Here is a 26897-nt window from a genome sequence, read left to right on the forward strand (position 1 = left end):
GAGCCTGCCGATGCGCACCGATGTGACGCCGGGCCAGACCTCGGACGACAGAGGCTTCGACCTCGTCATGGACGATGCCTTGCCCGCGCCGGGCGAACTGCTTGCCGACAAGGGCTACGACGCGGACCGCATCCGCGACTGGGCCGAGGCCGAGGCCGAGGCCGGCGATCCCCGTCATCCCCATGCGCCGCAACCGCAAGGCCCGCGCGGGCGTGGACAAGACCCTCTACGCGCTGCGCAACCCGGTCGAGCGCTGCGTCAGGCGGCTCAAGAACAGCCGCCGCGTCGCCACCCGCTACGACAAGACCGTCGAAAGCTTCCTCGGCTTCGTCGACGTCGCCTGCATCCGCCTCTGGACACAACGTTCTGTCAACAGGACCTAAGCGCGCGAGAGGCAACCTTTCGGAAAGCGCGGCGTCCATGATCAGCCCGGCACGCGCGTCCGCGCAGTCCTCAGGCTCTTCGCATTCGCGGGCAGCGATATCTTGCTCCTGCGCGGCGGCTTCTGGCGAAACATCCGCCTATGGCGGTGTCAGCAAACCGTGTTGGCGCGGGGGCCTGATGCGAGGAGCAGCCTGAGGACGTCAAGGTAATCCCGCTGGCCGTTGTCCCGGGCGGCGTGCCAGCGGCCGTAGGCGGCGAGGTTCTTTGAGAAGGGGCCACAGAAGGGCTTCATGAAGGTGCGGAATCGGCCGATGAGGGCAATCACGGTATTGATGTGATGGCTGCGCGGGGTGCGTTTCTAGCGCCGGCCGGCGTTGAGCGCAAAGTGCGGGATGCGCTCGTCCCTTGCGATCCGCGCGTAGGTCGCCAGGCCGTCGGTGCAGAGGACCGCGTCCCGCGCCATCACTGGCAGAAGGGCACCGGAGATCGCCCGCTGGCCCGCGTCGGTGATCGCTTCGAAGACCCGGTGGCCGCCGTGATCGGTCGCCGCGAGGAGCTTCTTCTCCCAGACCCTCCAGCCGCCTGGAGGTGTCGTGGCCGGATCGCGCCGGTGCCGGACCCACTCCCGCGACGCCTTTCGGCTCTCGCGCTGGTGCGCTTCGTCGGCCTCGACGATACCGGCGAGGGTGCCGTCGGGCTCCGGCGCCAAGGCGCCGATGATCGTCATCCGCCAGCGCCAGATGCTGTGGCGCGACGTGTCCAGGACCTCGGCCCCGCGGCGGCAGGACATCGGCTGCGGCGCCTCGATCATGTCGCGCGCCAGTGCAACCACGAGGTCGGGGCGGTGCACCCGGGCGAGCGGCGTGTCGCTGCGACCGGACCAGGTCGCCCCGCAGCCCGAGCAGTTCCATCGCTGCGCGCCTGTCCGGGTTCGGCCCCAACGGATGCGCTCGTCGCCGCCGCAGCGCGGGCACGAGCTCGCCGGACCACCCGCCTCGGCACGGGCATCAATCTCCAGGACGGCCTCGGCCCGCTTGCGCGCCTCGGCAACAATCCCCTCGACTTGGCGCAGCTCCTGCGGTGTCAGGCGGGCAAGCATGCGGCTGAACTCGGCCGGATCGAAGTGGGACATGGCGGGTCTCCTGAGGTCTCGGGACCTCGGACTCTATCCTGCTGCCGCATAAGAACAAAGACGGAACAAACACGGTTTGCTGACACCGCCGAGAAGTGTATCAGCGCTCTGCCACAAGAAGACAGACTTGCATTAACAAATCCTTCTTTGCGCTTAATCCTCAACTGAACCTCTGGTGTTCCTCCGCTTGAGTATTCGAACCCACCGCGGCCTTCCAGTAGAATAAGCGGCTTCGGGGCTCGGCCTAAGCTGCAATCCCTCCGGCCTCCTCGTCCTCGATGATCAGGAAAACAAGACCCGGACCTCAAATCGTTTTTTGACCTTGTAGAAACATGAAGAGTCAGGTTCGCTCAATGAGCGCGTCTGATCCGGCGTACTATGACACCCTGAGGATCTTCTTCTGGAACGTATCGAGCATTGATGAGTTGGCCGTGTCGACGGCGCCAGACGAGGGTAGTGGCGCCGTCATGAGTGGTCGCGACCCCCGCCAAACAAGGAGAAACGATGTTCGAAGATAGCTTGGCCGCCGCCCGACCCGATCCCGTCGCGGCGCATGTTCAGGCGGTGCGAGTCGTGGCGCCCGGGCGGGTGGAGACGGTCGAGACCCCCCTGCCCCAACCGGATGCCGGTCAGATCCGCATCCGGATCGAAGGCTGCGGCGTCTGCGCCTCAAATCTCGAGCCTTGGTCCGGGCCCGAATGGCAGTCATTCCCGATGGAGCCGGGTGCCATGGGCCACGAGGCTTGGGGCGTCGTCGAAGAAATGGGTGCAGGGGTTACAGGTCTGCGCGAGGGGCAGCGGGTCGCCTTTGCCGGCAGCCACGGCTATGCCAGCCACGAGGTCATCTCAGCCGACGGCGCACTGCCCTTGCCCGATGCACTGGCAGGTCGGCCCGTGCCGGCGGAGCCGCTGGGCTGCGCGATGAACATCTTTTGCCGCGCCCAGATCGCTTCCGGGCAGACGGTCGCGATTATTGGCATCGGGTTCATCGGCGCGGCGCTGACCGCGCTTGCGGCGCAGGCTGGCGCACGCGTCATCGCCATATCGCGACGCGAAAGCTCATTGGAACTTGCCCGCACCATGGGGGCAGCCGAGACGATCCCGATGCAGGACCACTGGGAGATCATGCGCGAAGTCGGGCGGATGACCGGCGACCGGCTGGCGGACGTGGTAATCGAGGCGGTGGGCCAGCAATGGCCGCTCGATCTTGCGGGCGAGTTGGTGCGTGAAGGCGGGCGGCTGGTGATAGCCGGATACCACCAGGACGGCCCGCGCCAGGTCAACATGCAGATGTGGAACTGGAAGGGGATCGACATCGTGAGTGCGCACGAACGGGACGCCGAGGTGCAATTGCACGGAATGCGCGAGGGCATTGCCGCGGCGGCCGAAGGTCGGCTTGATCTGGATGCTCTCGTCACCCATCGCTATCCGCTGTCGCAACTGGACCGGGCGCTCGACGCGACCCGCGACAAAACGGAGGGTTTCGTGAAGGCTTGGGTCTCACCGGAGGCCTTGGCATGACCGATACCACGATCCTGACCGTCGGCACCGATACCGTCACGACACGCCGCCCCCGCCTCGCGTTTCTCGGGCTTGGCTGGATCGGCCGGCACCGGATGGAGGCGATTGCCGCCGAAAATGCCGCCGAAATCGTTGCCATCTCCGACCCCTCACCTGAAGCGATCGAGGCGGCGGCGGGTCTCGCGCCCCACGCGGCACGTTGTGGCAATCTTGAGGAGCTGCTCTCGCTGCGCCCCGACGGAATCGTCATCGCGACGCCGTCCGCGCTTCATGCCGAACAAACGATTGCCGCTCTTGAGGCCGGGGTCGCCGTGTTCTGCCAGAAGCCGCTCGGGCGCACCGAGAGCGAAGCCCGCGCCTGCATCGGTGCCGCCCGCCACGCCGATCGGCTTCTGGATGTCGATCTAAGCTACCGGCACGCCGCCGCTTTCCTTGCGCTGCGCGATGCGGTCGCGGCGGGAGAATTGGGGCCGGTCCATGCGCTCGACCTGACATTCCACAATGCCTATGGACCTGATAAGCCATGGTTCCGCGATCGCGCGCTCTCGGGCGGCGGCTGTCTCATCGACCTTGGCGCGCACCTGATCGATATGGCGACTTGGGCGCTGGGGGCACGCAATCTGCGCTGCACTTCGGCCCATCTCTACGCCGGTGGTCAGCGTCTGCGCGGCGAGACCGTCTTTCAAGCGGTCGAGGATTATGCGGCAGCCACCCTGGAGACGCCTGAGGGCGGGGTAATCCGCATCGCCTGCTCGTGGAACCTGCCTGCGGGCTGCGATGCTGTGATCGGCGTCGACGCCTTCGGCACGCAGGGCGGGTTCTCGGTGCGAAACGAGAACGGCAGCTTCTACGACTTCTCTGCCCATCGCCATCACGGCACGCAGAGCGAGCAACGCATTGCCCCACCCGACCCATGGGGCGGACGCGCCGCCGCCGACTGGGCGCGGCGATTGGCCGAAAACCTCGGCTTCGACCCTGCCTGTGAGAGTTTGGGTGAACTTGCCGCCGCCATCGACGCCATTTACGCACGCGCCGCAGCCTGAGGTCGGACAACGGCGACCTAGACGGTTGACCTGAGACCCGTATCTTCCTCCAGTTTGAGGTAGAATCCGCTCCAATTGAGGAGACGGACGATGAAGCGATCGAGGTTCAGCGAGGAGCAGATCATCGGGATGCTGAAGGAGCAGGAGGCCGGGATGTCTACGGCCGCTGTCTGCCGGAAGCACGGGGTCAGCTCAGCGACGTTCTACAAATACAAGGCGAAGTATGGCGGGCTGGAGGTCTCGGATGCGCGACGGCTGAGGGCGCTTGAGGACGAGAATGGCAAGCTCAAGAAGCTCTTGGCCGAGGCGATGCTCGACAATGCCATCCTGAAGGATGTTGCGGCAAAAAAACGGTAACGCCCGGTGTGAAGCGGGAGGCGGTGGCGCATGTCGTGGCGGTCCACGGCGTGAGCCAGCGCCGGGCGTGCCGGGCCCTGGCCGTGGATCGGTCAAGCGTGCGCTATCGCAGTGTCCGTCCCGACGATGCCGAGGCGCGGGCGGCGATGAAGGCCGTCGCGGCCGAGCGGCGGCGCTTCGGCTACCGGCGCATCCACGTCATTCTCGAGCGACAGGGGATCGTGATGAACCTCAAGAAGCTGAGGCGGCTCTACCGCGAGGAGAAGCTCCAGGTGCGCCGCAGAGGCGGTCGGAAGCGCGCCCTCGGCACACGACGACCGATGCTACTGCCGGATGCGCCCAACATCCGCTGGAACCTCGACTTCGTAAGCGACGCGCTCACCGACGGACGCCGGTTCCGGGTGCTGGCCGTGGTCGACGACTACACCGGGAATGCCTCGCGCTGGTGGCCGACACGTCGCTGTCCGGCCACCGCGTCGCCCGAGAACTCGACGCCGTGATCGCCCGGCGGGGGCGCCCGGCCATGGTGGTCAGCGACAACGGCACGGAGCTGACCTCGATGGCGATCCTATCGTGGCGCCAGCGGACCGGCGTCGAATGGCACTACATCGCGCCGGGCAAGCCGATGCAAAACGGCTTCGTCGAGAGTTTCAACGGGCGGTTCCGGGACGAACTGTTGAACGAAACCTGTTCACGACGCTCGACGAGGCGCGGCAGAAGATCCAGGACTGGCAGCACGACTACAACCACCGCCGCCCGCATTCCGGCCTCGGGAACATCCCGCCGGTCGAGTTCATGGCAAAGAAGGGGCTGGAAATCCGTGCGGCGCAGCCCCAAAAATCAACCCGTGGATTCTCCGAATGGCCGGAGGAGAGTCGGGGCTCCGGTCAAGTCTGATCGAGCAGTTCCGGGAGCCGAACGAACGTCTGCTCGAGATGCTGACGCCGCGCGATCAGGAACCCATGCGATCGGATGCACGCTGGTGGTCGGCGGAGGCCTATGCCGGGCGTAAGGTGGAAGACTGGCGTCCGCAGCCGCCCAATCCGGAGGAGTTGGATGCCTTGGCTGTGCGCCTCGTCGAGCTTGCCTTTGCGCAGGGGCGCCGCCCTTAGCGGCCGAGGGCCATGAGTGCGGCTGCCCGTTCTTCACGGGTGAGGATGCGGGGTTCCACAACCGGGGCTCCTGCCTTGTCGAAGAATGGCGTGTCGCGCCACTCTCCGGAAAGATTTTTGGCCAGTATCCGTGATGCAATTCGCGCAACCATGCGCGCGGCTCCCTTGTGGCGGTGCTTGCCGTCGCGGCTCGGCAGGAAACCTTCGGCCGTGACCTTGCCGATCGACACGGAATCGTCGAGGCGATCGGTGTTGACCCCCACATGAGCCAGCCGTGCCTTGAGCGGTGTGAAGAAAAGCGGCGTGTCGCAACATGTCGCATACCAGCGCAAGGCGCCGCGGGAGGTGTGGCGGAGGACCCGAAGCTTCTCTCCCCCCTGCGATATGTGGATGCGGTCCTGCGTCGTCTGCAGGATGCCGACCCTCTGCGGATCGGCCTGTCCTAGATGTGTGTAGGCGGAGCGGCAATCGTCGCAATGGCAGACGATATGCGTGTAGGCGGCGGGCGAGACGTCGGTGATCCTGCTCCGCAATGTACCGCAGGCGCAGGAGAAGCCGAGCGTTCCGTCCTCCTCCATCAGACGGGAACCGAATCCGGCCCTTCCGCAGGAGCTGAGCGCTCCGCCTCGCGCGCGGGTGCATCGGCGGGCGCGATCTTCTTCGAGGCGGGCATATCGGAATTCGCATCGATGAAATCGAGAACGAGAGGCCGGATATTGCGCCGCCAGGAGCCCCCGGCAAAGATGCCGTAATGGCCCGCGTCCGGCTCGAGGTGGCTGGCCTTCTTCTCATCGGGCAGGCCGGTCAGCAGGTCCAGCGCCGCGACGCACTGGCCGGGCGCGGAGATATCGTCCTTGCCGCCCTCGACCGTCTTGATGGCGACCTTCGTGATCTTGCCGATATCGACCGGCTTGCCTTCCACGGTGAAGCGGTTCTGCGCGATCTCCAGCCCTTTGAAGATACGCTCTACGGTCGAGAGGTAGAATTCGGCCGTCATGTCCATCACGGCGAGGTATTCATCGTAAAAGCGGTTGTGCCGGTCATGGTCGGATGCCTCTCCACCCGCGACGGCGAAGATCTGGTCGCGGAATGCGCGCGCATGAGTCTCGGCGTTCATCGAGATGAAGGACGACAGCTGCAGCAGCCCGGGATAGACCATCCGGCCGACGCCCGCATATTTGGAGCCGACCCGCTGGATCATCGCCTGTTCGAGTTGCCCCATCGTGACCCGGCGGCCGAAATCGGTGACGTCAGTGGCGGCGGCGTCCGGGTCGATCGGTCCGCCGATCAGGGTGAGCGTCCGCGGCTGCGCGTCGGGATCCCGCTCGGCCAGAAGCGCAGTCGCCGCGAGCGCCAAGGGCGCCGGCTGACAGACGGCGATGACGTTCAGGTCGGAGCCGAGATGCTTCATGAACTCCGCGAGGTAGAGGGTGTAATCCTCCACATCGAATTTTCCGGCGGAGACGGGGATGTCGCGGGCATTGTGCCAATCCGTGATCCAGACATCGGCATCGGGCAGAAGGGACACGACGGTCGAGCGCAGCAAGGTGGCGTAGTGCCCCGACATGGGCGCCACCAGAAGGATGCGCCGGGCCTTCGGTTCGCGCCCGTTGACGTGGAACCGGAGGAGATCGCCGAACGGACGCTCGAGAACCTTTTCCACCAGCACGGATTGGTCATGTCCGTCGGCGGCGGCGATCGGCGGGATGTTCCAGTCAGGCTTGGCGACCATGCGGTTGAAGGCGCGCTCCGTCACCTCGCCCCAGGCGGCGAGCATTTGGAACCCGGGGTTCAGCGACAGAGCGGTCGCCGGATAACTACCCATCGTGCGCGCAGTCGCGCCGAGCCACGCATTTGTGTTGCGGGCGGTTTCCATCAGATCATAAGCGGCCATGAAACGCATGTCGCGGTCCTCCTCCGGGCGGATACGGGTGGCATCGTTGCGCCGGGATGTTACGGTTTCCCTAAGAGCAACGTTCGAGATCACTTAGCAGTTGCAGCATGGCAGCGGGAAGGCAAGCGATGAGCGGAGGAGATCACGTGGGCGAGAGCGGTCGTGACGGAGATGACACGGGTGGCGTGGACGGGGCCGAGGCGCTGGCGCGGCTGAACGCGAACCTCGCGAAGATGGACGAGCTGACGAAGCGGCTGGTGGCGGCGCTGGCGGCGCGGCGCGCGTCCGATCCGGGCCTGCAGGGGCCGGGGCCGGAGCTTTATGCCAAGGCGATGGCCGCCTATTGGGTCGAGATGGCGAACAATCCCGGTAAGCTGATCGAGCGTCAGGTCAGCTACTGGGGCCATGCCGTGCGCCACGCGATGGAGGCGCAGCAGGCGCTCGCAACCGGGCGGCCGGCGCCGCGGGGCGAGGGGACGCAGGATGACAAACGGTTCTCCAATCCGCTCTGGGACGAGCATCCGTATTACAACTTCCTCAAGCAGCAATATCAGATCAGCGCCGCCGCGATTCGCGAGCAGGTGCAGGATCTCGACGGGCTGAATGAAGATGATCGCAAACGTGTCGCGTTTTTCAGCCAGCAGATCGTGGATCTGTTCAGTCCCACCAACTTCCTCGCCACAAATCCCGAGGCGATGCAGAAGGCGGTGGAGACGGAGGGCGAAAGCCTTGTGCGGGGGCTGGAGAACCTCGTTCGCGACATCGAGGCGAATCACGGCGACTGGCTGGTGACTCTGGCCGATCCCGACGCGTTCCAGGTGGGCGGCAACATCGCCACTACGCCGGGAAGCGTCGTCTACCGCAATCGGATGTTCGAACTGATCCAATATGCACCGACCACCGAAAAGGTGCGGCAGGTTCCGATCGTGCTGTTTCCGCCTTGGATCAACAAGTTCTACATCCTCGACCTCAAGCCGCAGAACAGCCTCGTGAAGTGGATCGTCGACCAGGGATACACCCTCTTCGTCGTCTCTTGGGTGAACCCGGATGCCTCCTACGCGGATGTCACGCTGGGCGACTACGTGGAGCACGGTTTCATCGAGGCGATGCGCGTGGCCAAGGAGATCACCGGACAGAAGCAGGTCAACACCATCGGCTACTGCATCGCCGGGACGACCCTGTCGGCAACGCTCGCGCTGTTGAGCCGGCGGGGCGACGACACGGTGCGTTCGGCCACGTTCTTCACGATGCTCGCGGATTTTTCGGATCCGGGCGAGATGGGCGTCTTTCTTGACGAGGACTTCGTGAGCGGGATTGAGCGGGAAGCGGCCGTGAAGGGCTATCTCGACAAGTTCTTCATGGGGCGGACCTTCACCTATCTGCGCTCCCGCGATCTGGTCTACGGGCCCGCGATCAAATCCTACATGCTGGGCGAGGCGCCGCCGGCGTTCGATCTGCTCTACTGGAACGGCGACGGGACCAACCTGCCGGGCCCGATGGTGACGGAATATCTGCGGCGGCTCTGCATTGAGAACCGGTTGGCGGAAGGCGGCTTCGACCTGTTGGGGGAGGAGGGGCTGACGCTGGACGACGTCAAGGTGCCGCTGACCTCCATCGCCTGCGAGACCGATCATATCGCGAACTGGCCCGGCGCGTGGCGCAGCGTGGCGCGGATGGGCAGCAAGGAGAAGACGTTCATCCTGTCGCAATCGGGGCATATCGCTGGCATCGTGAATCCGCCGACCAAGAAGAAATACGGCCATTATGTGAATGAGTTGGGTCAGGAGAGCCCCGAGGATTGGTTCGCACAGGCCGAGTTTCACGAAGGCTCGTGGTGGGGGCGCTGGGAGGAGTGGCTGCGGTCCCGATCCGGTCGTCTGGTCAAGGCGCGGGAACCGGACGAGGGCAAATTCCCGGAGATCGAGCCAGCCCCCGGGCATTACGTGCTACCCGCCGCGGAATAGAGATGCCGTAGGGGAAAGTTTTTTTGCTGCGCTGCAGCATTGGTCTTGCAATGCCGCGGTGCAGAAAGTATATCCCGGTCATCCGCTGACGAGGGCCACGCAAGGGCCGCAGCAGCGAACTGAAAAGCCAGCGAGGATCTGAAAATGATGACCAAGACGCCCGATTTCACCAAATACATGACCGACATGATGGGTTCGTTCCCCGTCGACACCACCGCGATGCAGGACGCGTTCAAGACGCAAGCTGCCTTCGCCGAGAAGATGTCGAAGGTCGCGCTGACCGCCGCCGAGCAGTCCGCCGAAGTGTCGCACAAGTGGACCCGCGAGACGCTCGCCAAGATGGGGCCGATGGCTTCTGTCAAGGACGAGCCCGCCGACTACGCCAAGTCGATGACCGATTTTGCCTCCGCCTCCGCCGAGGTTGCGTCCGAGAACATGGCCGCCTTCGCCGAGATCGCGAAGAAGGTTCAGATGGACACGGTCGAGCTGATGATGGCGGCCGGCAAGGAAGCGCAGGAAGATGCGACCAACGCCATGAAGAAGGTCTCCACCGACGCGACGACCGCGACCAAGAAGACCGCCGCGAAGTGAGACCTTCGAACGGCTGAACGGATCGGGCGCCCCTGTGGGCGCCCTTTTCGTTTGCGCTTTCTCGCCCGAACGTTACCCTTGCTGCGGTGCAACATGGGGAGGACCGGGCGATGGCGGACGATACGAAACCGCTTCTGATCAAGCGTTACGCAAGCCGCAGGCTCTACAACACCGAGACGAGCGATTACGTCACCCTCGACGATATCGCGGGCTTCATCCGCGCAGGCCGCGAGGTCAAGATCGTCGATCTGAAATCCGGCGACGACCTGACGCGCAGCTACCTTCTGCAGATCATCGCGGAGCATGAAACGAAGGGAGAGTCGGTCTTGCCTCTCGGCGTGCTGACCGACCTCGTGCGCTCCTATACGGGGGCCGCGCAATCGGTCGTTCCGGATTTCCTCGCCTCCAGCTTCGAGATGCTGCGGTCCGGTCAGTCGCAGATGATCGAGAACATGAACTCGATGAACCCGATGGCTCAGATGCCCGGCTTCAAGGCGATGCGTGAGCAGCAGGCAGCGTTCTTCAAGGCGATGACGAGCGGGGTCGGCGGCGCCGGACCCGCATGGCCCAGTGGTCCGGCGCCGGAGGAGATGGAGGACGAGCCCGCTGCGGCCGCGCAATCGCGCGAGGAACTCGATGCGATCCGCAAGCAACTTGCCGAAATGCAGGCGATGCTTGCCAAGATGAATAAGTAGGCTCCGTCAGGGCGGGGCGCTAGTCACTCCGCCGGTACATATCGCTGAAGCAAAAGCCGCACATTTCCGGTCGTGCTCCCTTCCTCGATCGTCCGGACGGCGAGAACGTAGCTGCCGGCCAGAAGCCGGGAGGCGAGGAAACTGTCGAGGCCGGTCGGACCGTCATCGTTCTCGCCGATCCGCCGGCCGACCCGGTCAAACAGGACGATCATCGGATCAACGCCATCGCCGATCGCTTCGGTCACAACCAGCCCGCCTTCAGGCAGATCGAAACGGACCCAGGAGGCGACAATCGAGGTGGAAACGTCGTGCAGGACCGACGTGTCGAGCGTACCGAGCTCCGTGACCTCGACATCGTCGGACGCCGTCGGGGAAAACTCGGCCTGACCGATCCGGCGCAGGCGAAAGGCCGTCGGATCAAACTGCTCCACAGTGACGTTGATTGTATTGTCCCCGCCGTCGAGATCCTCGACCGCAACACAATATTCGCCCGCCGCAAGCGGATCGGATAGGTCGATCCGGCTGTTCAGACCGTCATGATCGTCATTCTCGGCAATTATGGCACCCGCCGAATCGAGCACGCGGATCAGCGGGTCGCCACCGATGCTGGTCGCGGTAATCGACAGCGGCATCGCCTCATCGAGGTTGAAGCCGTAGGCGGGAGACTCCGCAGCGGTCGCAACTGCCCCAACGCCGTCCAAAGGGTCGAGCATCGCCATGTTCCCGATAAAGCAAGCTGCATCGGGCGCGCCACCTTGCGAAGGAACGCCATCGTTTACCTCCGCGATGTCCTCCGGCGCCTGTTCCGTGCGACCGATGAAGACGGAGACGTCGGTGACGCCGCTCTCATAGCTGCGAGCGGCGAGGCAGTAGGCGCCGGGATCGAGCGTCACCTCAAGACGGCTCGCCAATCCGTTGCCGCCGTCATCGTCGGTGGCGATCTCCGATCCGGCCGCGTCGAAGACCGAGATGTAGGGGTCGCCGGAACGCAACGCCGCCACATCGACCCGCAGATCCGTCGTCTGCGAGATGGAGAAGAGGCGCACCAGATGGCCGGCGATCGGCACCTGGCCCTCCATCTCGAACGGACTTCCGGCAACGCTGACATCCGAGCCTGCCTCGTCGCCACCGACCCATTCCCCAACGAGGCTGATCCCGCCGCAGATCGGCGCCTGTGCCGATGCGGGCGTGGCGAGCGCGAGCGCGGCTGCGGTGAGCAGGAATTTCATGGGGACCTCTCGTGTCGGACCGGAAGACGGTAGGCGGAGGATGCTGTTCGGGCAAGGCAACCGCCCCTTGTGGGTCTGAGTATCCTTTGCGGTGCGGTCGAAGCGCATCTGTCTTCGCCAAAGGCGATGATGCGGCGGCCGCCCACTAAGCGCGTTGGTTCTCGGAAAAGCATGATGGAACGCGACGATCTCCAGTGTCCGTGTTCCTGAGGAAAACAACGCCGCGCATCTCCGCCGTCCTGTACGCGTTATGCTGAAGCCAGTGAGTTCCATCAGCGGACCTGCGCGTTGCCAACAGAACTTTACCGCTGTTCCGCACTTGGCTTTTTGTGAACATATGCGCGGGGTCAGAGCTGCGGTTCGGTGCGCTGTTCTGTTGTCCAGATCGGCTTCCCACCAGGGCACCGAGGCTCCACCCGCTTGCGACCGTTTGGAGCGGCCTTATCAGGAAGGTGCGCGGTCGCCGAAGGCGCTGGGGGAGTCGGTTGCTGTCGGTGCTTCCACCTACCTATGCGATGCGAAAGCAGTATGGAAGTTCGTCACTCTGGATTTGCCGAAGCCGAAGGCCATCTCGCCGGCGGCGCTCGATCCAGTGGCGGCCAAGCAACTTCTGAGGGGACGCTCATCGCTCGATCGGGATCGTGACGGGGCCGTCATTGACCAAATGGATCGCCATGTCGGCACCAAAGTGTCCGGTCTCGACGGCAATGGCGGTGGCGCGCAGGGCCGTGACGAAGTGTTCGTAGAGCCGCTCGCCAATCTCGGGCGCGGCCGCGGCGGAGAACCCCGGTCGGTTGCCGCGCGACGTGTCGGCGGCGAGCGTGAACTGGCTCACCACAAGCGCTGCGCCTCCGACATCCAGGAGCGAGCGGTTCATCCGTCCCTGATCGTCCCGGAAGATGCGCAACTTTACGATGCGGCCGGCCAAGGCCTCGGCGTTTCCCTCCGTGTCCCCCCGCATGGCACAGACGAGGATCAGCAGGCCCGGCCCGCAGCGCCCAACCACCGCGCCCTCGACTTCCACGCGGGCTTCGGTCACGCGTTGCAGGACCGCCTTCACAGCTCGTGCGCCCAAGGCGGGTTCGCGCCTGCGCGCCCGACCGTGACGGCCGCCGCGGTCACACCCAGTTCCAGCGCCGCGCGAAGGATATCGGGCGCGGGGGCGTCCTTCGTAAGTGCGCCTGCACGGGACAAGCCAGCCAGAAGTCCCGCATTGAACGTGTCGCCCGCGCCCACCGTGTCGACGACCTCCACCGCTCGGGCCGGGACATGCACCTCCGCGCTCCGGGTAATGGCACGTACACCCGCCGCCCCCTCTGTCAGGCACAGCATCTTCGCACCCTTCGCGAGCAGATCGTCAGGCTTCAGCCCAAGCCACTCCAGATCCTCGTCCGACAGCTTCACGATATCCGCCACCGCAAGCAGCCTGTCGAGCCGGGCGCGGAAAGCGTCCGCGTCGCGGATGAAGCCGGGGCGGATATTCGGGTCGATCATCAGCGGCAGGTGCGCGTTCGCAAGCGCCAGCGCGGCATAGGCCTCCGCGCAAGGTTCGACGGCCAGAGAGATGCCGCCCACGAACAGCGCCGTGACCCCCTCCATCGACGGCGCGTCTTGCGGCGACAGCATGCGGCCCGCGGTCCCCTCGTCATAGAACGCGTATGTTGCCTGCCCCTCGACCAGCGTTACGAAGGCCAGCGTCGTCGGCCGGTCCGAGACAGCGGCCCGGCAGGCGACATTGGATGCGGCCAAGCCATCGGACAGCATCTTGCCGAACAGGTCCGAGGACAGGCCGGTATGCAGCGCGACCGGCGCGCCGAGCCGACCGAGAGCGATGGCGGTGTTGTAGACCGCGCCCCCCGTCGCGGGCAGAAAGGCCGGCCCCTCGGGCGTGACCCGCGGCAGCATGTCGATCAGGGCCTCGCCCGCGCAAAGGATCATGTCGATCTCCAGCAGTTCGCCTCATGCCGGACTAGCCTCCGGGCCCCCCAACCCGCAAGCGTTCAGCGTCCTGCCGCCGCGACGAACCCGACGATGGCGGCCACGATCAGCGCGGCGAATACCGCGGCGGCGATCTTCCACTTCGACCAAGGCCGCTCACCCTGTACGCGCCCCGTCTGGCCGTTGACGACGAAGCGGTAGGATTGTCCCCGGTACCGGTAGGCGGCGATCCAGACGGGCAGCAGGACATGCTTGAAGGTCACATCCGATATTCGTGTGTCCAGCCGGTGGATCCGCTGCCGGTCGCCCCCGATATTCATGCGCACGTCGCGCGCGATGACCGCATCCATCCGCGCCCGCGCCTCGGTCAGCCCGTCTTCCAGCCCGACCTGATACGCCTCGGCCCGAAAGCCCGCGAGGTATTGCGGCGCGTAGGGCGCGAGCGCGGCCATGTCCCACGGCTCCAGCGCGTCGGTATGCGTCTTGGGCAGCGAGCGGGAGGCAAGGACCGTCACGTCGTCGAAAAAGCGCCGCACGCGCCCGCGCCGTGGGGACCAACGGATCTTCGGCACCTGAACCGTTTGGCGCTTGCCGTCGCGGACGATGGTGCGGGTTTCGAAATAGGTGTCGCCGCGCTCGCCGGCATAATCCGTTTCGGTCTTCGCATCGAACGTCCAGAACGGCACGTAAATACCCGTCAGCTTGCGACCCTTCTTGGCATAATCCTGCAGCCCGTTCGGGGCGAACCACAGACGGCCCAGCCAGTCGTTCATCGCGTCGTGCGCCTGTATCTCCTCGAGCACGAAGGGGACGAGGGCCGCCGGCTTGATGTGACGATTCATGCCGGTCCCGGTCACGACCGGCGTGGCGCAGAATGGGCATTCGGCAGCGTGAATGTCGGGATCGAACTCGACCTGTGCGCCGCAATTGGGGCAGTCGAGGACGCGGGTCTCCTCCTGCTCCGCACCGCGTCCGGCGGCATCGAGGCCCTCCGCAATGGCGATTTCGCGAATGGTGCCGGCGGTCGAGGACAATCGTTCGGTGTTGCCGCAATGGTCGCAAATCATCCGGTCGTCACCGGGGTCGAAGCGCATGTCGCCGCCACAGGCGTCGCAGGGAAAGCGGTGCTCCTGCGTCTTCGGAATGCTCTCGGGGCGCTTTGGCTCGGCGCGGCGAATGGTGGGGACCTTCATGCGAATCTCCGCAGGACATGTGGCGCCGTTATCCGCAAGGATCCGGGCGAGGGGCTAGCCCCTCGCGCTCCCCAAGGTATTTCGGGCCAGAGGACGGCACGTACGCATCGTCACACGCCCGGCGGCGGCGGCGGCGGCATGACAGTGAAGAGTTGCGCCAGTTCGGCGACATCCTCCGCCTTTTGCCAGCCGTCCTGGCCTTGCGTCCAGACAAAGGTCTCGCGCTTGATTTCGCCTTCGGCAACCATCCGGCCGAGCCGCGCCTTGGAGAACGGACCTCTGGTCTGTCCGCCCTCAGCCACGTGCCAGACATGCTCGACAGGTGGCGGGGGCGGGGCGGCCGCGGCGGGTCTCTGGCCCCACGGACCGGCCTGCGCCATCGAGTTCGCCATTCCCATGCCCATACCCATGCCGAGACCCGCGCCCATGCCCGAATTCGGCGTCGTGGCGGCGTTCTGCATCGCCTCGGCCGTCGCGTATTGCTGGTATTTCGACAGATCGCCCAGCACGCCCATGGAGGTGCGCTTGTCCAGCGCCTCCTCCACCGCAGGCGGCAGCGAGATGTTCTCCACGTAGAGTTCAGGGACCGCGATCCCGTATTCGGCGGTCGTCGCCGTGATCTGCTCCGCCACGATCCGGCCCAGCTCGTCGGTGTTCGCCGCCATGTCGAGGACGGGGATGCGGCTGCTCGCCAAGGCGCGGGAGGCCGACTGGACGATGATGTTGCGCAGCTGGAACTGGATCTCGTCCTGCGTGAATTCGCCGTCCGTGCCGACGATCTCGGTCAGGAACAGGCCCGGATCGGCCACCTTGATCGCGTAGGTTCCGAAAGCCCGCAGCCGCACCGGCCCGAATTCCGGATCGCGCAGCGTGACGGGATTCTTGGTGCCCCATTTGAGGTCGGTGAAGCGGCGCGTGGCGACGAAGTAGATCTCGGATTTGAACGGCGAGCGGAAGCCATGGTCCCAATGCTGCAGCGTTGTCATGATCGGCATGTTGTTGGTCTCGAGCATATAGAGACCCGGCATGAACACGTCCGCGATCTGGCCCTCGTGCACGAACACCGCCGCCTGTCCCTCGCGCACCGTCAGCTTGGCACCGTATTTGATCTCGTGTCCGTAACGTTCGAACCGGTTGACCAGGGTGTCGCGTGTGTCGTCCGTCCATTCGATGACGTCGATGAACTGTCCCTTGAGAAAATCCATGAAGGGCATTGGCGGTCTCCGGCTCAGCAGGGGGAAGGGGAACGGCGACGCATCACACGGGGCCCGGTTCGCCCACCAGTTCTCGGGCGATCTGGCGGACGATGGGGCGCGCTTCCTCCGCGGTCATGCCGACGCGCAGGCGCTCGTCGTAGAGAATGCGCAGAAGAAGTTCATCGTGATAGGTCAGCAGCGCGAATTCCTCGTCGTCGTTGAAGATCGAGGGACGCACGGCCGGGCTGTCATTTGGAAGGCCGAGGCCTTGGGCGATCTCCTCGTGATAGCAGGCCAGCCGGAAGAGGTCGGGATGTTCCGCACGCACGAAGGCGATGGCGGAGACGTAGCTGTCGGGTGCGTCCGTCGAAGACGAGGCATAGACCGCGCAATAGATGGAGCGGTCGAGTCTTGTGATTTCATGCACGGTGGCGCGGGTCAGGCCGGGTTCGGCGGCGCTGATCCGGGGGCCGAGGTCACGCTGCTCGTCGGTATTTCCGACGAAGAGGTGAAAGTTGCCGCGCGATCCGACGACGCTGATCGGGTGCCCGCTGATCCGGCTCAGGCGGGCGACATATTGCTCAATGCGGGTGCGGTCGGCGGCTTGTATGGCTGGATCGACGGACTTGCCGAAATGGATCTGGAGGCGAACGGGACGCTCCCACCGGCGCAGCTCGGCCTGGTTCTGGCGCGCAACGTAGCGGCCGTCGACCTGCATGTATTCGGAGAACAGCGCGATCCGCTCAAAATTGCGCGCCAGCGTTGTCGCATCGACCCGCGCATCCGCACCGCCACCATCGCGGCGCATGTACCCCCGAGCCAGCAGATCGGTTTGACGGCGCTCATAGAACGCCTTGGCCGAATGGCTTTCCAACGACGGCTTTTCCGGGGCCGGGGGGCGAACCGGACGGGGCGCCGGCGTGGGGGCCGGCACGATCGGCGACGGCGCCGCGCAGGCGGTCACCCCCGCCAAGGCGGTCGCGGCCAGAAGGCTGCGGAGGGGGCGGCCAGTTTTCATCGCGGCCCCGGCACCGCGGTCCCGGCCGTATCGCCCGTCCCGGTGCCCCGGGCGCGGGCGGAGGACAACGTCTCGCGCAGTTCCTTTTCCATCCCCTCAAGCTCTTTCTCGGCCTCGACACGGCGCGCCTTGCCTTCGTCGGCGATCTGCAGGCTCTCGTTGATGGTGGCAATCAGATCCTCGTTGGCCTGCTTGACGGCTGCCACATCGAACACGCCGCGTTCCATCTCGGACCGTACGACCGCGTTCGCATCGCGCAGGTTCTTGGCATTCGCCGTCAGAAGCTCGTTCGTCAGGTCGTTGGCGTCACGCACCGCCTCGGCGGCCTCGCGGGAACGCTGGATCGTGACCGCCTGGGCAAGCTGCGTTTCCCACAGCGGCACCGTATTCACGAGGGTCGAGTTGATCTTGGTCACGAGGCTCTTGTCGTTTTCCTGCACCAGCCGGATCGAGGGCAGGGACTGCATCGTCACCTGCCGTGTCAGCTTCAGGTCGTGGACCCGCCGCTCCAGATCGTCGCGGGCTGCCCGCAGGTCGCGAAGCTCCTGTGCGCCGACCATCTTGTCGTCCTCGGGCAGGGCAGCCAGCTCCGCCTCCTTGGCGGGGACCGCCGTGGCGTCGAGATCCGCCAGCTTCGCCTCGCCCGCCGCGATGTAGAGGCCCAGCTCCTCATAGAAGTCGAGCGTCCGGTCGTAGAGCAGGTCAAGCGCCTTGATGTCCTTCAGAAGCCCGTGCTCATGGCGCAGGAGATCCTCCGTCACGCGGTCGATCTGGCCCTGAACGTCCTCGAACCGGGAGACGAACTTGGCGAAGGGGGCCGCGCGGCCGCTCAACTTCTCCCACCAGGACCGCTTGCGCCGCACGTCCAGTTCGCTGACGGAGAAGCCGCGGATCGTGGACACCATGGAGCGCAGGGAATCGCCGGCCGGGCCCACATCCTTGTTCTTCACGTCGGCCAGCATCGACTGGCTGATCTGCTGCAACTCCGCCTGTGCGGTCGAGCCGAACGAGATGATCGACTGCGTATTGCTCATGTCGAGCTCTTCCATCCGGCGGCGGATACCGGCGGCAACGGGTTCCGGCGCCTGATCCAGTGCAACGACCTCCGTCCCAGGCTCGCGCAGCGGAGCGGCGGTAATCTCGCTGACCTGAGCCGAATCCTCGGCGGCCTTGGTGCGGGTTGCGGTGTCCATCTCTCAGTCTCCCGTTGTCAGGCCGTCGGCCTTCAGGCGGTCCCGCAGGACCTCGATCTCTACGTCCAGATCGGTGCGGTCCGACAGGAGGAGCGTCTCCCGCTTGGCCTCCATCGCGCGGTCCAGATCGTCGAGCAGCGCAAAGTAATCGGTCCGCGCCACCGGATCGCGGGTCGCCGCGTAGAGGTTGGCGAATTTTGCCGTCGCGTCACGCGCGCCCATCAGATACACGCCCAGATAGCGCCGCGCGGCGGTCAGATCGCGCGGATCGTCCTCCACCGTGCGGAACATGGCGCGCGCGGTCGCGGCGACCCGGTCGACCCGCGCCTCGGCCTCCCGGTCGCGGGCGTGCTTCACCGCTTCGCGCATCGCCTCCAGGTGCTTTTCGGCCTCGGCGATCGTCCGCGCCACCCGTTCGGTCTGAAAGGCGTCGACGCCCTCCATGCCCTTGTCGCGCATCGGATCGGTGCCAAAGGCCACGACATGCAGCACCCCCGCAACCAACCCGTAGACCGCCGCCGGCAAAAGCCCGGACAATCCCGTTGCCGCGGCAAGCGTCACCCCGAGGCCCACAGCCACCGCGCCCAGTATCTTGCGGGGCAGGGCGGGTCGCCGGGCGACGCGCCGTTCCGCCCAAGCCGCCTCGGCCTTAAGGCCCTCGCGCGTCAGGACGCCGCTGCCGAAGATCGCGGCCCCGGCCAGCAGGTTTCCGGCCAGTCCGACCGGCCCGCCCTGCGTGAACGCGAAGATCACCGGAACCAGCGCCAGCGCCATCAGGATCGCCGTTCGCGCGCGGCCCTTTAGCGGCCGCGCGAGCGGCGCTGGCTTCGTGCGCGCCGCCTCCGTCGCGCCACCGGGGCTGAACTGACCTCCAAAACGACGGGCCAAGACCTACAATCCCCCGCCGCTGAGCACACCCGTTCCCGCCAGTGCAACCAGCACGGCGAGCGCGACGAACGCGGTTCTCTGCAACCCTTCGGAGCCCATGCGAGCCATCTCCCGTTGATCCCTCGTTAGATAGGGCACTCGCCCACCCGGTTGAACCCCGCCCGTTCCCGCGCCGCCCTTAGTTTTAGCGCGTCGCAACCCCGAAACCATGCCCGCTCGCCGCGGCGGCGGAAACGACCGGGCGTCGAAATCGCCCACATCTTGACCAGACGAAGCCGAGGGGCTACCGCAGGCTGCGAGGGGATTTGAACCAGCTTGCGGCCCTCGTGAAACAATCCGCTAAGAGGTCTGGCGCTCGCGCCCCTTCCTCCGAATATGCTGCGACCAGGTCCCGAAGGAGGCCCGCCATGAAGGACGAACACGCCCGTCGTCGCGCATCTCGCACGCTCGCGGTCCATGCCGGCACGCGCCGGTCGCAATACGGCGAAGTCAGCGAGGCGATGTTCCTCACGCAGGGCTTTGTCTACGACAGCGCCGAAGCCGCCGAAGCCCGGTTCCTCAAAGCTTCGCGCGACGAGTTCATCTATGCCCGCTATGGCAATCCGACCGTCGCGATGTTCGAGGACCGGATCGCCGCGCTGGAGGGGACGGAGGACGCCTTCGCGACCGCGTCCGGCATGGCGGCGGTCAACGGTGCGCTCATGTCGATGCTGCGCGCGGGTGATCACGTCGTCGCTGGGCGGGCCTTGTTCGGCTCCTGCCTCTATATTCTCGAAGAGATCCTGCCGCGCTTCGGGGTGGAGGTCACGTTGATCGACGGAACCGACCTCGCCGCGTGGGAGAACGCGATCCGGCCGGACACGAAAGCCGTGTTCTTCGAAAGCGTCTCCAATCCCGCGCTGGACGTGATCGACATCGCGGCCGTCGCGGAACTGGCCCATGCCGTCGGCGCGACCGTGATCGTCGATAACGTCTTCGCGACGCCGACCTATTCGCGCGCCGTCGAACTGGGGGCGGATGTCGTGGTCTATTCGACGACGAAGCATGTCGACGGGCAGGGGCGCTGCCTCGGCGGCGTAATCTGCGGCACGACGGAATTCATTCGCGGTACGGCCGAGCCCTACCTCAAGCATACCGGCGGATCGATGAGCCCGTTCAACGCCTGGGTCATGCTCAAGGGGCTGGAGCATATGGGGCTGCGCGTCCGTGCGCAGGCCGAGACGGCGGAGCACATAGCCCTTGCGCTGGAGGGCCATCCGAAGCTGGCCCGCGTGCTCCATCCGCATCTCCCCTCCCACCCACAGCACGCCTTGGCCCGCGCGCAGATGGAGAAGGGCGGCACGGTCATCGCCATCGATCTTGCCGGCGGAAAGGACGCGGCATTCCGGTTCCTCAACGCGCTGGAGATCGTCATCATCTCCAATAACCTCGGTGATGCGAAGTCCATCGCGACCCATCCGGCGACCACCACGCATCAACGCCTGCCGGATGAGCAGAAGGAGATGCTCGGGATCACGCCCGGTCTCATCCGCCTGTCGCTGGGGCTGGAGGATCCCGAAGATCTGCTCGCCGATGTGATGGCGGCACTCGACGCCGCCTGAGGTCCCGGCGGTGCCCTTGGCCTTGCGGGTGCGACCACGCTTCCGCACGGGGCCTGCGCATCCGCGCACGCCTCTTCGGCTGGTCATTCGTGCGAAATTCATGAGGCTGCAATGTCGCAGGTGTTTCACGGAAACGAGTTGGCATTCCGCAGCGGAAGCCCCAAGTCTAGGAACGTGAGCGCGAACCGAGGGGAGCACGACATGAACGTCTATGCACCGGATATTGACCGCATCCCGACCGAGGAGGAGGCGCAGGCCGCGCTCGACCTCCTCAAGCGATACGCCGCAACCGGCCAGGGCGCGGCCGTCCCGCTCTACCCCGATCTGGCGAACATCTACCCGTCCCACGCGGCCGACGCGGCCTACCGCGCGACCCTTCCGGACCTGCAGAACGGGCCGGCGGCGCTGATCCGCGGGGCCGACCGCCGGATCCAGCATGTCGGCATCTCGAACTTCCGCCTACCGATGCGCATCGCCACGCGCACGGGCGATCACCTCGCGCAGGTCTCCGTCACCGGCACCGTCAGTCTTGAGGCCGGGCTGAAGGGCATCAACATGAGCCGGATCATGCGATCCTTCTATCGGCATGCCGAGGAGACCAGCGATTTCAACGTCGTGGATCGCATTCTGGACGATTACGTCACGGATCTGGACGCGTTCGACGCCCGCCTTCTCCTTCGCTTCCAGCTTCCGCTACAGGTCGAGAGCCTGCGCTCCGGCCTCAAGGGCTGGCAATACTATGACATCGCGATGGAGGTGGTGCAGATGGCCGGAACCCGCCGGCACATCCTGCATCTTGACTACGTCTATTCCTCTACCTGTCCCTGTTCGCTGGAATTGTCGGAGCATGCACGCCGCACGCGCGGCCAGCTCGCCACCCCGCATTCGCAGCGTTCTGTGGCCCGGCTTTCTGCGCAGGTCGAGTCTGGGACGACGGTCGAGGATATGATCGACATGTGCCGCGCACAGGTTCCGACCGAGACGCAGGTGATGGTCAAGCGCGAGGACGAGCAGGCATTTGCCGAACTCAACGCCGCCAATCCCATCTTCGTCGAGGACGCGGCGCGTCTGTTCGCCGAAGGGTTGGAGGCGCTGCCGGGGGTGGGGGATTTCCGCGTCGTCGCCTCTCATCAGGAGAGTTTGCACAGCCACGATGCGGTTTCCGTCCTCACGCACGGTGACCTCTTTGCAGCCGACACGCTGGAGCCCCGTCTCTTCGGGACGATGGTTCACCCCGGCTGACGCATTCCCTTCGTTGTCGTTCTTTGCCCCAACAGTGCATTCGTCGATCCGTTCATCCCGAAGGATGCCTGATGGCGGGCCGCTCCGTCTTCCTACCTGATCACTCCCGGCGCCTCTGCCGTCCGCAGGTATCCGTCGCGGCGCAAAGGCGTGCGGCCCTTGCCGAGCCTGCCGCATGATCCCCTCCTGGGCGGAGCTTGTCCGCACGTTCGGCCGCATCGGATTGCTCAGTTTCGGCGGTCCCGCGGCACAGATCGCCCTGATGCACCGCGAACTGGTCGAGCAGCGAGACTGGCTTGACGAGGCGACGTTTCTGCGCGGTCTCGGCTTCTGCACATTGCTCCCCGGGCCCGAGGCGATGCAACTCGCGACCTTTGCCGGCTGGCGCCTGCGGGGCATGGGTGGCGGGCTTCTGGCGGGGCTGCTCTTCGTGTTGCCGGGCGCGGCGGTGATGATCGCGCTCGCCGCGCTCTATCTCGCCTATGGGCGCGTGCCCTCGGTCGAAGCGGCCTTTCTCGGGATCAAGGCGGCTGCTCTCGCCATTGTCGCGGGGGCGCTGTGGAAGCTGCGGGCCAAGGCACTGCGTGGGCCGCTGGCCGTGGCGGTGGCCATTGCCGCCTTCGTGGGGCTCTTCCTGCTGGGCCTGCCGTTCTGGGCGGTCCTTCTCGCGGCACTCCTCCTCGGCTTCGCCCTGCCCGAAGGGGAAACGGAACCCGCGGCAAAAGCGCCACCCGTCCGCACGTGGCGCATTGTTGCCACCTGGCTCGCGATCTGGTGGGCGCCGCTCCTCCTCCTGCTCCTGATCGCTCCGGAATCCGTCCCCGCACGGGCGGGGCTGTTCTTCTCCTGGCTCGCAACCGTAAGCTTCGGCGGCGCCTATGCCGTCCTCGCCGCCCTCGCGCAGACTGCCGTCGAGACGCATGGCTGGCTCACACCGGAGCAGATGGTCGACGGGTTGGGCCTTGCGGAAACCACGCCCGGGCCCCTGATCCTCGTGACGGTCTTCACCGGGTGGCTCGGCGGGGCGCAGGTCGGCCTCGGCACGGCGATCGTGACCGCTCTCGTCACGATCTGGGCGACCTTCGCGCCGTGCTTTTTGTGGATCTTCGCGGGCGCCCCCCATCTCGAGCGCCTGACGGCCCAGCCGCGCCTGCGCGGCGCGCTGTCGATGGTGTCGGCCGCCGTGGCGGGCGTGATCGCAAACCTGTCGCTGTGGTTCGCGGTCCACGTCCTGTTCGCCGAGGTCCGCCCCGGAACGCCGCCGGTTCCCGCCCTGTCGAGTTTCGTGCCCGAGGCGCTCGCGCTGGCGGTCTTTGCGCTCTTCTGGCTTCTCCTGCTCAGGCGCGGGGTGGTTGAGACGCTCGCCCTCGCCGCGATGGCCGGAACGGCGCTGCAGGCGTTCTAGCCGGCCGCGCGCACGGCTCCGGCCACATCCTCAACCACACGGTCGAGAAGGCTGGCATCTTCGCATTCCGCCATGACGCGGATAAGCGGCTCCGTTCCTGAGGCCCGGATCAGAAGTCGACCGCAGCCGACCAGCTCCGCCTCAGCCGCGGCAATCGCCGAAACCACCGGCGCGGCGCTCAGGGGCGTGCTGCCGGCGGCGTAGCGTACGTTGTCGAGCCGCTGCGGCACCCGTTCGAAGCTTTGCATCAGGTCGGCGGCCGGCTTGCCCGTCCGCACCATCTCGGCCAGGAACTGCAGCCCCGCGATCAGGCCGTCGCCGGTCGTGGCGTAATCGGTCATGACGATATGGCCCGACTGCTCTCCGCCGAGGTTGAAGTTCCCCGCGCGCATCGCCTCGACCACATAACGATCGCCGACGCGCGTGCGCTGCAGCGTCAGACCCCGCCCGATCAGGAACCGCTCCAGCCCGAGGTTCGACATCACCGTCGCCACGAGGGTGCCGCCGCGCAAGCGCCCCTCCTCGGCCCAGCGCGCAGCGAAGAGCGCCATGAGTTGATCGCCATCGGCCACGCGGCCTTCGGCGTCGAGGATCATTACCCGGTCGGCATCGCCGTCGAGAGCGATGCCCACATCCGCCCCATGCGCCACGACCGCCTCGGCGCAGGTTTCCGTATGAGTCGATCCGCAGGCCTCGTTGATATTGCGCCCGTTGGGCGAGATGCCGACAGGGATCACCGTCGCGCCGAGTTCTGCTAACACGTCCGGAGCAGCGCGATAGGCCGCGCCATTCGCACAATCGATCACGACCTTGAGCCCCTCCAGGGTCATCCCCGAAGGAATTGTCGTCTTGGCGTATTCGACATAGCGGCCGCGCCCATCGTCGATCCGCTTGGCGCGGCCGATGTTCCGCGCATCGGCGGGCGCAACGCCCTCGGCGACCAATCGCTCGATCTCCGCCTCGACCTCGTCGCTGAGCTTGAAGCCGTCGGGCCCGAAGAACTTGATGCCGTTATCGTCGACCGGATTGTGGCTGGCCGAAATCATCACCCCCAGATCCGCCCGCATCGAACGTGCCAGCAGCCCGACCGCCGGAGTCGGAACTGGTCCCAGAAGCAGCACGTTCATCCCCGTCGATGTCAGCCCGGCCGTCAGCGCATTCTCGAGCATGTAGCCGGACAGGCGTGTGTCCTTGCCGATCACGACACGGTGCGCCGCATGGCCCATATCGCTTTCGCGGCGAAAGAACCGACCGGCCGCGGCCCCGAGCCGCAACGCGATTTCCGCCGTCATGTTTCCTGAATTGGCGCGTCCGCGCACGCCGTCAGTTCCAAACAGGCCCATCTAAATCTCCAATCTGCCGCCAGAGGGCCAGCCCCTGCGCGATCTCCGCCACGTCATGGACGCGGTGCATCTGCACGCCTTGTGCCACGGCCGCGAGGGTGATCGCCAGAGTGCCCGGCATCCGCTGATCGGCGCGCGGCGCATGGCCGATACGCCCAATGAAGCCCTTCCGAGAAACTCCCAGCAAGAGCGGCACGCCAAGACCGTGGAACAGGGCGATCCTGCGGATCAGCGCGAGGTTGTGCGCCTCCGTCTTGCCGAAGCCGATACCGGGATCGACAACGATCCGGGCACGGGGGATCCCGGCCGCTTCCGCGGCGGCAATCCGCGAGGCCAGCGCATCGAAGATATCGAACACGACGTCGTCGTAGCGCGGGTCGTCCTGCATCGTCTCGGGCGTCGCCACGCTGTGCATTAGGCACAGTGCCGCGTCCGAAGCGGCAATCGTGGCGGCCATGTCCGGGTCGAAGGTCAGGCCCGAGACATCGTTGATCATCGCGGCCCCGGCCTCTACGGAAACCCGCGCAACCGCCGCCTTGCGGGTGTCGACGGAAATCGCCCGATGGGTGAGCGTAGCGAGGGCCGGGCGGATGCGTGCGATTTCCTCGTCAGCCGGAACTTCGCTTGCGCCCGGTCGCGTGCTCTCGCCGCCGATGTCGATGATGTCGGCCGCTTCCATGGACTCGGCCTTGGTGCGCACCGCGGCCGGGTCGAAGTATCGGCCGCCGTCTGAAAAGCTGTCGGGCGTGACGTTGAGGACACCCATCACGCTGGGCCTCGTCATCGGGATGCCGACGACCGGTCCACGTGTTTCGACAAGGGGGGCGAGGTCCGCGTCGGACAGGTCATGAACAGGCACGATCTTGGACGGCCGATTACGCCTGAGGATTATCACCCGGTCGAACCGGACCCATCCCCCGGCAAGACATGGGCCGTCGGCATGCGGGCCGGTAAGCGGTAGAAGGTACTGCATCAGATGTCGGAAAGGCGCGCGGCGTGGCGCTCCGGTACTTTGTCGGAGGAAGCCTGATGCGGCGTGACGAGTTCGACCGCGCGAAACGTCTCCGCAAACCAGCGCGCTATGATCAGGGGCGCGGTCCCCGCAGGGCCGTCCGTCGCATCGAGCACGATCCGCGACGGGGCCCACACGGTCAGCCCGCCGCGCCGCATCGACCAGTCGAGTTCGGTTCGGCTGTCGACGACGATGCAACGCGCATCCCGAGCGGCCAGCCGCCAAGCCGCCTGTTCGAGCGCCAGCAAATCGATGCGACGCTGGGCGAGGGGGTGCGCAGCCTGCGGCGCGTCGAAATCCGGCGTGGCGATCAGAACCGCCGGCTCCGCACGCGACGCAAGCCTGTCGAGCAGGGCGCCGAGATCGGGATCCTCCTGCGCCCCGGGCGGCAGGAGGACGACAAGCGGCTGCGGCGCGTCATCGGACGTCGGCGGCGATGTCGCGATGCGGGATCGCACGATCTCCACCCCGAGTATATGCGGCCCGCGATCCAGCTTTTCAATCCGCACGAACACCCGCGCGGCGCGTTCATTTCTCAGGATGCGCGCGGCAATGCGCTCTGCCAGCGTCTCGAGCAGATTGATACGCTCGGCCGCAAGTTCCACCTCGATCGCGTCGGTGAGGGTGTCGTAGCTCAGGATATCGTCCACGTCGTCCATTGCGGCGCCGGCCTCGTCGGGCGATACTTCCGCCACGATGTCAAAGCGAATGCGCTGCGTCACACCCCGCTCGGCCTGAAACGCCCCGATTTCGACTTCCCGAACGTGTTCACGCAACGATATGCGGTCGAGGGGCAGGCCGGACGCTCGAGCGCGATCCAGCGGTGCCGCGAAGGCGAGGCGCAGGGCCTCCTGATCGGGACTCGTCGAATCCGTTGCGGCATGTTTCGGCAGCATGGCGGACCTCCGGGTGATCGCTCGACTTCAGTAAGACCACGCAGCCGCGA

At 65.9% G+C, this 26897-nt stretch carries 27 protein-coding genes, 2 pseudogenes and 1 riboswitch; of the genes and pseudogenes, 14 read left to right on the top strand and 15 right to left on the bottom strand.

Features of this window, described 5'->3' with window-relative positions; all coding sequences use genetic code 11:
* Positions 1–383 (top strand): annotated as a pseudogene (locus JSE7799_RS21935) (transposase); the annotation flags it as partial.
* Between the two features lie 149 nt (positions 384–532).
* On the opposite strand, the gene JSE7799_RS21470 reads toward JSE7799_RS21935, so the two are convergent.
* Both JSE7799_RS21470 and JSE7799_RS19050 read right to left on the bottom strand, forming a co-directional pair.
* Positions 533–676, bottom strand: a complete 144-nt coding sequence (locus JSE7799_RS21470; RefSeq protein WP_222101825.1) for a hypothetical protein — start codon at positions 674–676, stop codon at positions 533–535.
* Positions 677–742: 66 nt separating this feature from the next.
* Entirely contained in the window at positions 743–1516 is a 774-nt protein-coding gene (locus JSE7799_RS19050; RefSeq protein WP_055665021.1) for an IS1/IS1595 family N-terminal zinc-binding domain-containing protein, read from the bottom strand.
* A gap of 504 nt (positions 1517–2020) precedes the next feature.
* Here JSE7799_RS19050 and JSE7799_RS19055 point away from each other — a divergent pair.
* The 7 genes and pseudogenes from JSE7799_RS19055 (at position 2021) to JSE7799_RS19075 (ending at position 5549) form a co-directional block, all read left to right on the top strand.
* Positions 2021–3037, top strand: a complete 1017-nt coding sequence (locus tag JSE7799_RS19055; RefSeq protein ID WP_055665022.1) for an MDR/zinc-dependent alcohol dehydrogenase-like family protein — start codon at positions 2021–2023, stop codon at positions 3035–3037.
* Entirely contained in the window at positions 3034–4080 is a 1047-nt protein-coding gene (locus JSE7799_RS19060; RefSeq protein WP_055665023.1) for a Gfo/Idh/MocA family protein, read from the top strand. Before JSE7799_RS19055 ends, JSE7799_RS19060 begins: the two co-directional genes overlap by 4 nt.
* 90 nt (positions 4081–4170) lie before the next feature.
* Positions 4171–4437 (top strand): transposase, encoded by a 267-nt coding sequence (locus JSE7799_RS22400; RefSeq protein ID WP_055665024.1) that lies wholly within the window; start codon positions 4171–4173, stop codon positions 4435–4437.
* Positions 4438–4535: 98 nt separating this feature from the next.
* On the top strand, positions 4536–4937 hold the full coding sequence (locus tag JSE7799_RS22405) for an IS3 family transposase (protein ID WP_370736673.1): 402 nt from the start codon (positions 4536–4538) through the stop codon (positions 4935–4937).
* Positions 4883–5002: pseudogene (locus JSE7799_RS22410) on the top strand (IS3-like element ISMamg1 family transposase); the annotation flags it as partial. The gene JSE7799_RS22405 and the pseudogene JSE7799_RS22410, both read left to right, overlap by 55 nt.
* A 32-nt stretch (positions 5003–5034) precedes the next feature.
* On the top strand, positions 5035–5334 hold the full coding sequence (locus JSE7799_RS22415) for an integrase core domain-containing protein (RefSeq protein ID WP_370736674.1): 300 nt from the start codon (positions 5035–5037) through the stop codon (positions 5332–5334).
* On the top strand, positions 5298–5549 hold the full coding sequence (locus JSE7799_RS19075; protein ID WP_055665025.1) for a hypothetical protein: 252 nt from the start codon (positions 5298–5300) through the stop codon (positions 5547–5549). The genes JSE7799_RS22415 and JSE7799_RS19075 overlap by 37 nt, the downstream gene beginning before the upstream one ends.
* Here JSE7799_RS19075 and JSE7799_RS19080 read toward each other — a convergent pair.
* Complete coding sequence (locus tag JSE7799_RS19080) at positions 5546–6127, bottom strand: DUF6151 family protein (RefSeq protein ID WP_055665026.1); 582 nt, start codon at positions 6125–6127, stop codon at positions 5546–5548. The genes JSE7799_RS19075 and JSE7799_RS19080 overlap by 4 nt on opposite strands.
* Positions 6127–7452 carry a polyhydroxyalkanoate depolymerase gene (phaZ, locus tag JSE7799_RS19085; RefSeq protein ID WP_055665027.1) on the bottom strand — a complete coding sequence of 442 codons (1326 nt, stop codon included), beginning with the start codon at positions 7450–7452 and terminating at the stop codon, positions 6127–6129. Before phaZ ends, JSE7799_RS19080 begins: the two co-directional genes overlap by 1 nt.
* Before the next feature lie 224 nt (positions 7453–7676).
* Here phaZ and JSE7799_RS19090 point away from each other — a divergent pair, with 224 nt between their 5' ends.
* The 3 genes from JSE7799_RS19090 to phaR all read left to right on the top strand — a co-directional run bounded on the left by JSE7799_RS19090 (position 7677) and on the right by phaR (position 10693).
* Positions 7677–9407 (top strand): PHA/PHB synthase family protein, encoded by a 1731-nt coding sequence (locus JSE7799_RS19090; protein ID WP_245624943.1) that lies wholly within the window; start codon positions 7677–7679, stop codon positions 9405–9407.
* 147 nt (positions 9408–9554) lie between these two features.
* Positions 9555–9998 (top strand): phasin family protein, encoded by a 444-nt coding sequence (locus JSE7799_RS19095; protein WP_055665078.1) that lies wholly within the window; start codon positions 9555–9557, stop codon positions 9996–9998.
* 110 nt (positions 9999–10108) lie between these two features.
* Complete coding sequence (gene phaR, locus JSE7799_RS19100; RefSeq protein WP_055665028.1) at positions 10109–10693, top strand: polyhydroxyalkanoate synthesis repressor PhaR; 585 nt, start codon at positions 10109–10111, stop codon at positions 10691–10693.
* A 23-nt stretch (positions 10694–10716) separates the two neighbouring features.
* Here phaR and JSE7799_RS19105 read toward each other — a convergent pair whose 3' ends face one another.
* The 8 genes from JSE7799_RS19105 to JSE7799_RS19140 all read right to left on the bottom strand — a co-directional run bounded on the left by JSE7799_RS19105 (position 10717) and on the right by JSE7799_RS19140 (position 19348).
* On the bottom strand, positions 10717–11922 hold the full coding sequence (locus JSE7799_RS19105) for a hypothetical protein (protein ID WP_055665029.1): 1206 nt from the start codon (positions 11920–11922) through the stop codon (positions 10717–10719).
* 622 nt (positions 11923–12544) lie between these two features.
* Positions 12545–12982, bottom strand: coding sequence for a D-aminoacyl-tRNA deacylase (gene dtd / locus JSE7799_RS19110; protein WP_055665030.1), 438 nt, complete (start codon positions 12980–12982; stop codon positions 12545–12547).
* On the bottom strand, positions 12979–13860 hold the full coding sequence (locus JSE7799_RS19115) for a carbohydrate kinase family protein (protein ID WP_055665031.1): 882 nt from the start codon (positions 13858–13860) through the stop codon (positions 12979–12981). Before JSE7799_RS19115 ends, dtd begins: the two co-directional genes overlap by 4 nt.
* Before the next feature lie 62 nt (positions 13861–13922).
* Positions 13923–15053 (bottom strand): TFIIB-type zinc finger domain-containing protein, encoded by a 1131-nt coding sequence (locus JSE7799_RS19120; protein WP_055665032.1) that lies wholly within the window; start codon positions 15051–15053, stop codon positions 13923–13925.
* A 110-nt stretch (positions 15054–15163) separates the two neighbouring features.
* A complete protein-coding gene (locus JSE7799_RS19125; RefSeq protein WP_055665033.1) occupies positions 15164–16267 on the bottom strand; it encodes an SPFH domain-containing protein in 1104 nt (367 codons plus the stop codon).
* A 43-nt stretch (positions 16268–16310) separates the two neighbouring features.
* On the bottom strand, positions 16311–17267 hold the full coding sequence (locus tag JSE7799_RS19130; RefSeq protein WP_055665034.1) for a DUF2927 domain-containing protein: 957 nt from the start codon (positions 17265–17267) through the stop codon (positions 16311–16313).
* On the bottom strand, positions 17264–18460 hold the full coding sequence (locus JSE7799_RS19135; protein WP_055665035.1) for a toxic anion resistance protein: 1197 nt from the start codon (positions 18458–18460) through the stop codon (positions 17264–17266). The genes JSE7799_RS19130 and JSE7799_RS19135 overlap by 4 nt, the downstream gene beginning before the upstream one ends.
* A gap of 3 nt (positions 18461–18463) precedes the next feature.
* Positions 18464–19348, bottom strand: a complete 885-nt coding sequence (locus JSE7799_RS19140; protein ID WP_055665036.1) for a 5-bromo-4-chloroindolyl phosphate hydrolysis family protein — start codon at positions 19346–19348, stop codon at positions 18464–18466.
* A gap of 287 nt (positions 19349–19635) precedes the next feature.
* A riboswitch (SAM riboswitch) is annotated at positions 19636–19711 on the top strand.
* Between the two features lie 44 nt (positions 19712–19755).
* Here JSE7799_RS19140 and metZ point away from each other — a divergent pair.
* From metZ to chrA, 3 genes are all read left to right on the top strand, one after another.
* Positions 19756–20949, top strand: coding sequence for an O-succinylhomoserine sulfhydrylase (metZ, locus tag JSE7799_RS19145; RefSeq protein ID WP_055665037.1), 1194 nt, complete (start codon positions 19756–19758; stop codon positions 20947–20949).
* 201 nt (positions 20950–21150) lie between these two features.
* Entirely contained in the window at positions 21151–22191 is a 1041-nt protein-coding gene (gene folE2 / locus JSE7799_RS19150) for a GTP cyclohydrolase FolE2 (protein ID WP_055665038.1), read from the top strand.
* 175 nt (positions 22192–22366) lie between these two features.
* The gene (gene chrA, locus JSE7799_RS19155; protein WP_055665039.1) at positions 22367–23596 is read left to right on the top strand and encodes a chromate efflux transporter; all 1230 of its coding nucleotides are present in this window, start codon (positions 22367–22369) and stop codon (positions 23594–23596) included.
* Here the strand turns inward: chrA and glmM are convergent.
* The 3 genes from glmM to JSE7799_RS19170 are packed head-to-tail and all read right to left on the bottom strand — an operon-like array spanning position 23593 to position 26847.
* The gene (glmM, locus tag JSE7799_RS19160; RefSeq protein ID WP_055665040.1) at positions 23593–24939 is read right to left on the bottom strand and encodes a phosphoglucosamine mutase; all 1347 of its coding nucleotides are present in this window, start codon (positions 24937–24939) and stop codon (positions 23593–23595) included. The genes chrA and glmM overlap by 4 nt on opposite strands.
* Positions 24920–25912 carry a dihydropteroate synthase gene (gene folP / locus JSE7799_RS19165; RefSeq protein WP_055665041.1) on the bottom strand — a complete coding sequence of 331 codons (993 nt, stop codon included), beginning with the start codon at positions 25910–25912 and terminating at the stop codon, positions 24920–24922. The genes glmM and folP overlap by 20 nt, the downstream gene beginning before the upstream one ends.
* A complete protein-coding gene (locus tag JSE7799_RS19170) occupies positions 25912–26847 on the bottom strand; it encodes a dihydroneopterin aldolase (protein ID WP_055665042.1) in 936 nt (311 codons plus the stop codon). Before JSE7799_RS19170 ends, folP begins: the two co-directional genes overlap by 1 nt.
* Positions 26848–26897 lie beyond the last annotated feature (50 nt).

Source organism: Jannaschia seosinensis, from assembly GCF_001408515.1.
GTDB lineage: Bacteria > Pseudomonadota > Alphaproteobacteria > Rhodobacterales > Rhodobacteraceae > Jannaschia > Jannaschia seosinensis.

Coding starts and splice junctions, on each gene's coding strand:
- folE2 (WP_055665038.1), top strand. CDS start 21,151: ATGAACGTCTATGCACCGGATATTGACCGCATCCCGACCGAGGAGGAG.
- JSE7799_RS19055 (WP_055665022.1), top strand. CDS start 2,021: ATGTTCGAAGATAGCTTGGCCGCCGCCCGACCCGATCCCGTCGCGGCG.
- metZ (WP_055665037.1), top strand. CDS start 19,756: ATGAAGGACGAACACGCCCGTCGTCGCGCATCTCGCACGCTCGCGGTC.
- phaR (WP_055665028.1), top strand. CDS start 10,109: ATGGCGGACGATACGAAACCGCTTCTGATCAAGCGTTACGCAAGCCGC.
- JSE7799_RS19135 (WP_055665035.1), bottom strand. CDS start 18,460: ATGGACACCGCAACCCGCACCAAGGCCGCCGAGGATTCGGCTCAGGTC.
- JSE7799_RS19120 (WP_055665032.1), bottom strand. CDS start 15,053: ATGAAGGTCCCCACCATTCGCCGCGCCGAGCCAAAGCGCCCCGAGAGC.
- JSE7799_RS19125 (WP_055665033.1), bottom strand. CDS start 16,267: ATGCCCTTCATGGATTTTCTCAAGGGACAGTTCATCGACGTCATCGAA.
- glmM (WP_055665040.1), bottom strand. CDS start 24,939: ATGGGCCTGTTTGGAACTGACGGCGTGCGCGGACGCGCCAATTCAGGA.
- phaZ (WP_055665027.1), bottom strand. CDS start 7,452: ATGCGTTTCATGGCCGCTTATGATCTGATGGAAACCGCCCGCAACACA.
- JSE7799_RS19060 (WP_055665023.1), top strand. CDS start 3,034: ATGACCGATACCACGATCCTGACCGTCGGCACCGATACCGTCACGACA.
- JSE7799_RS19105 (WP_055665029.1), bottom strand. CDS start 11,922: ATGAAATTCCTGCTCACCGCAGCCGCGCTCGCGCTCGCCACGCCCGCA.
- JSE7799_RS19095 (WP_055665078.1), top strand. CDS start 9,555: ATGACCAAGACGCCCGATTTCACCAAATACATGACCGACATGATGGGT.
- JSE7799_RS19075 (WP_055665025.1), top strand. CDS start 5,298: ATGGCCGGAGGAGAGTCGGGGCTCCGGTCAAGTCTGATCGAGCAGTTC.
- JSE7799_RS19090 (WP_245624943.1), top strand. CDS start 7,677: ATGGACGAGCTGACGAAGCGGCTGGTGGCGGCGCTGGCGGCGCGGCGC.
- JSE7799_RS19130 (WP_055665034.1), bottom strand. CDS start 17,267: ATGAAAACTGGCCGCCCCCTCCGCAGCCTTCTGGCCGCGACCGCCTTG.
- folP (WP_055665041.1), bottom strand. CDS start 25,912: ATGCAGTACCTTCTACCGCTTACCGGCCCGCATGCCGACGGCCCATGT.
- JSE7799_RS21470 (WP_222101825.1), bottom strand. CDS start 676: ATGAAGCCCTTCTGTGGCCCCTTCTCAAAGAACCTCGCCGCCTACGGC.
- JSE7799_RS19115 (WP_055665031.1), bottom strand. CDS start 13,860: ATGATCCTTTGCGCGGGCGAGGCCCTGATCGACATGCTGCCGCGGGTC.
- chrA (WP_055665039.1), top strand. CDS start 22,367: ATGATCCCCTCCTGGGCGGAGCTTGTCCGCACGTTCGGCCGCATCGGA.
- JSE7799_RS19050 (WP_055665021.1), bottom strand. CDS start 1,516: ATGTCCCACTTCGATCCGGCCGAGTTCAGCCGCATGCTTGCCCGCCTG.
- JSE7799_RS19080 (WP_055665026.1), bottom strand. CDS start 6,127: ATGGAGGAGGACGGAACGCTCGGCTTCTCCTGCGCCTGCGGTACATTG.
- JSE7799_RS22415 (WP_370736674.1), top strand. CDS start 5,035: ATGGCACTACATCGCGCCGGGCAAGCCGATGCAAAACGGCTTCGTCGA.
- JSE7799_RS22400 (WP_055665024.1), top strand. CDS start 4,171: ATGAAGCGATCGAGGTTCAGCGAGGAGCAGATCATCGGGATGCTGAAG.
- JSE7799_RS19170 (WP_055665042.1), bottom strand. CDS start 26,847: ATGCTGCCGAAACATGCCGCAACGGATTCGACGAGTCCCGATCAGGAG.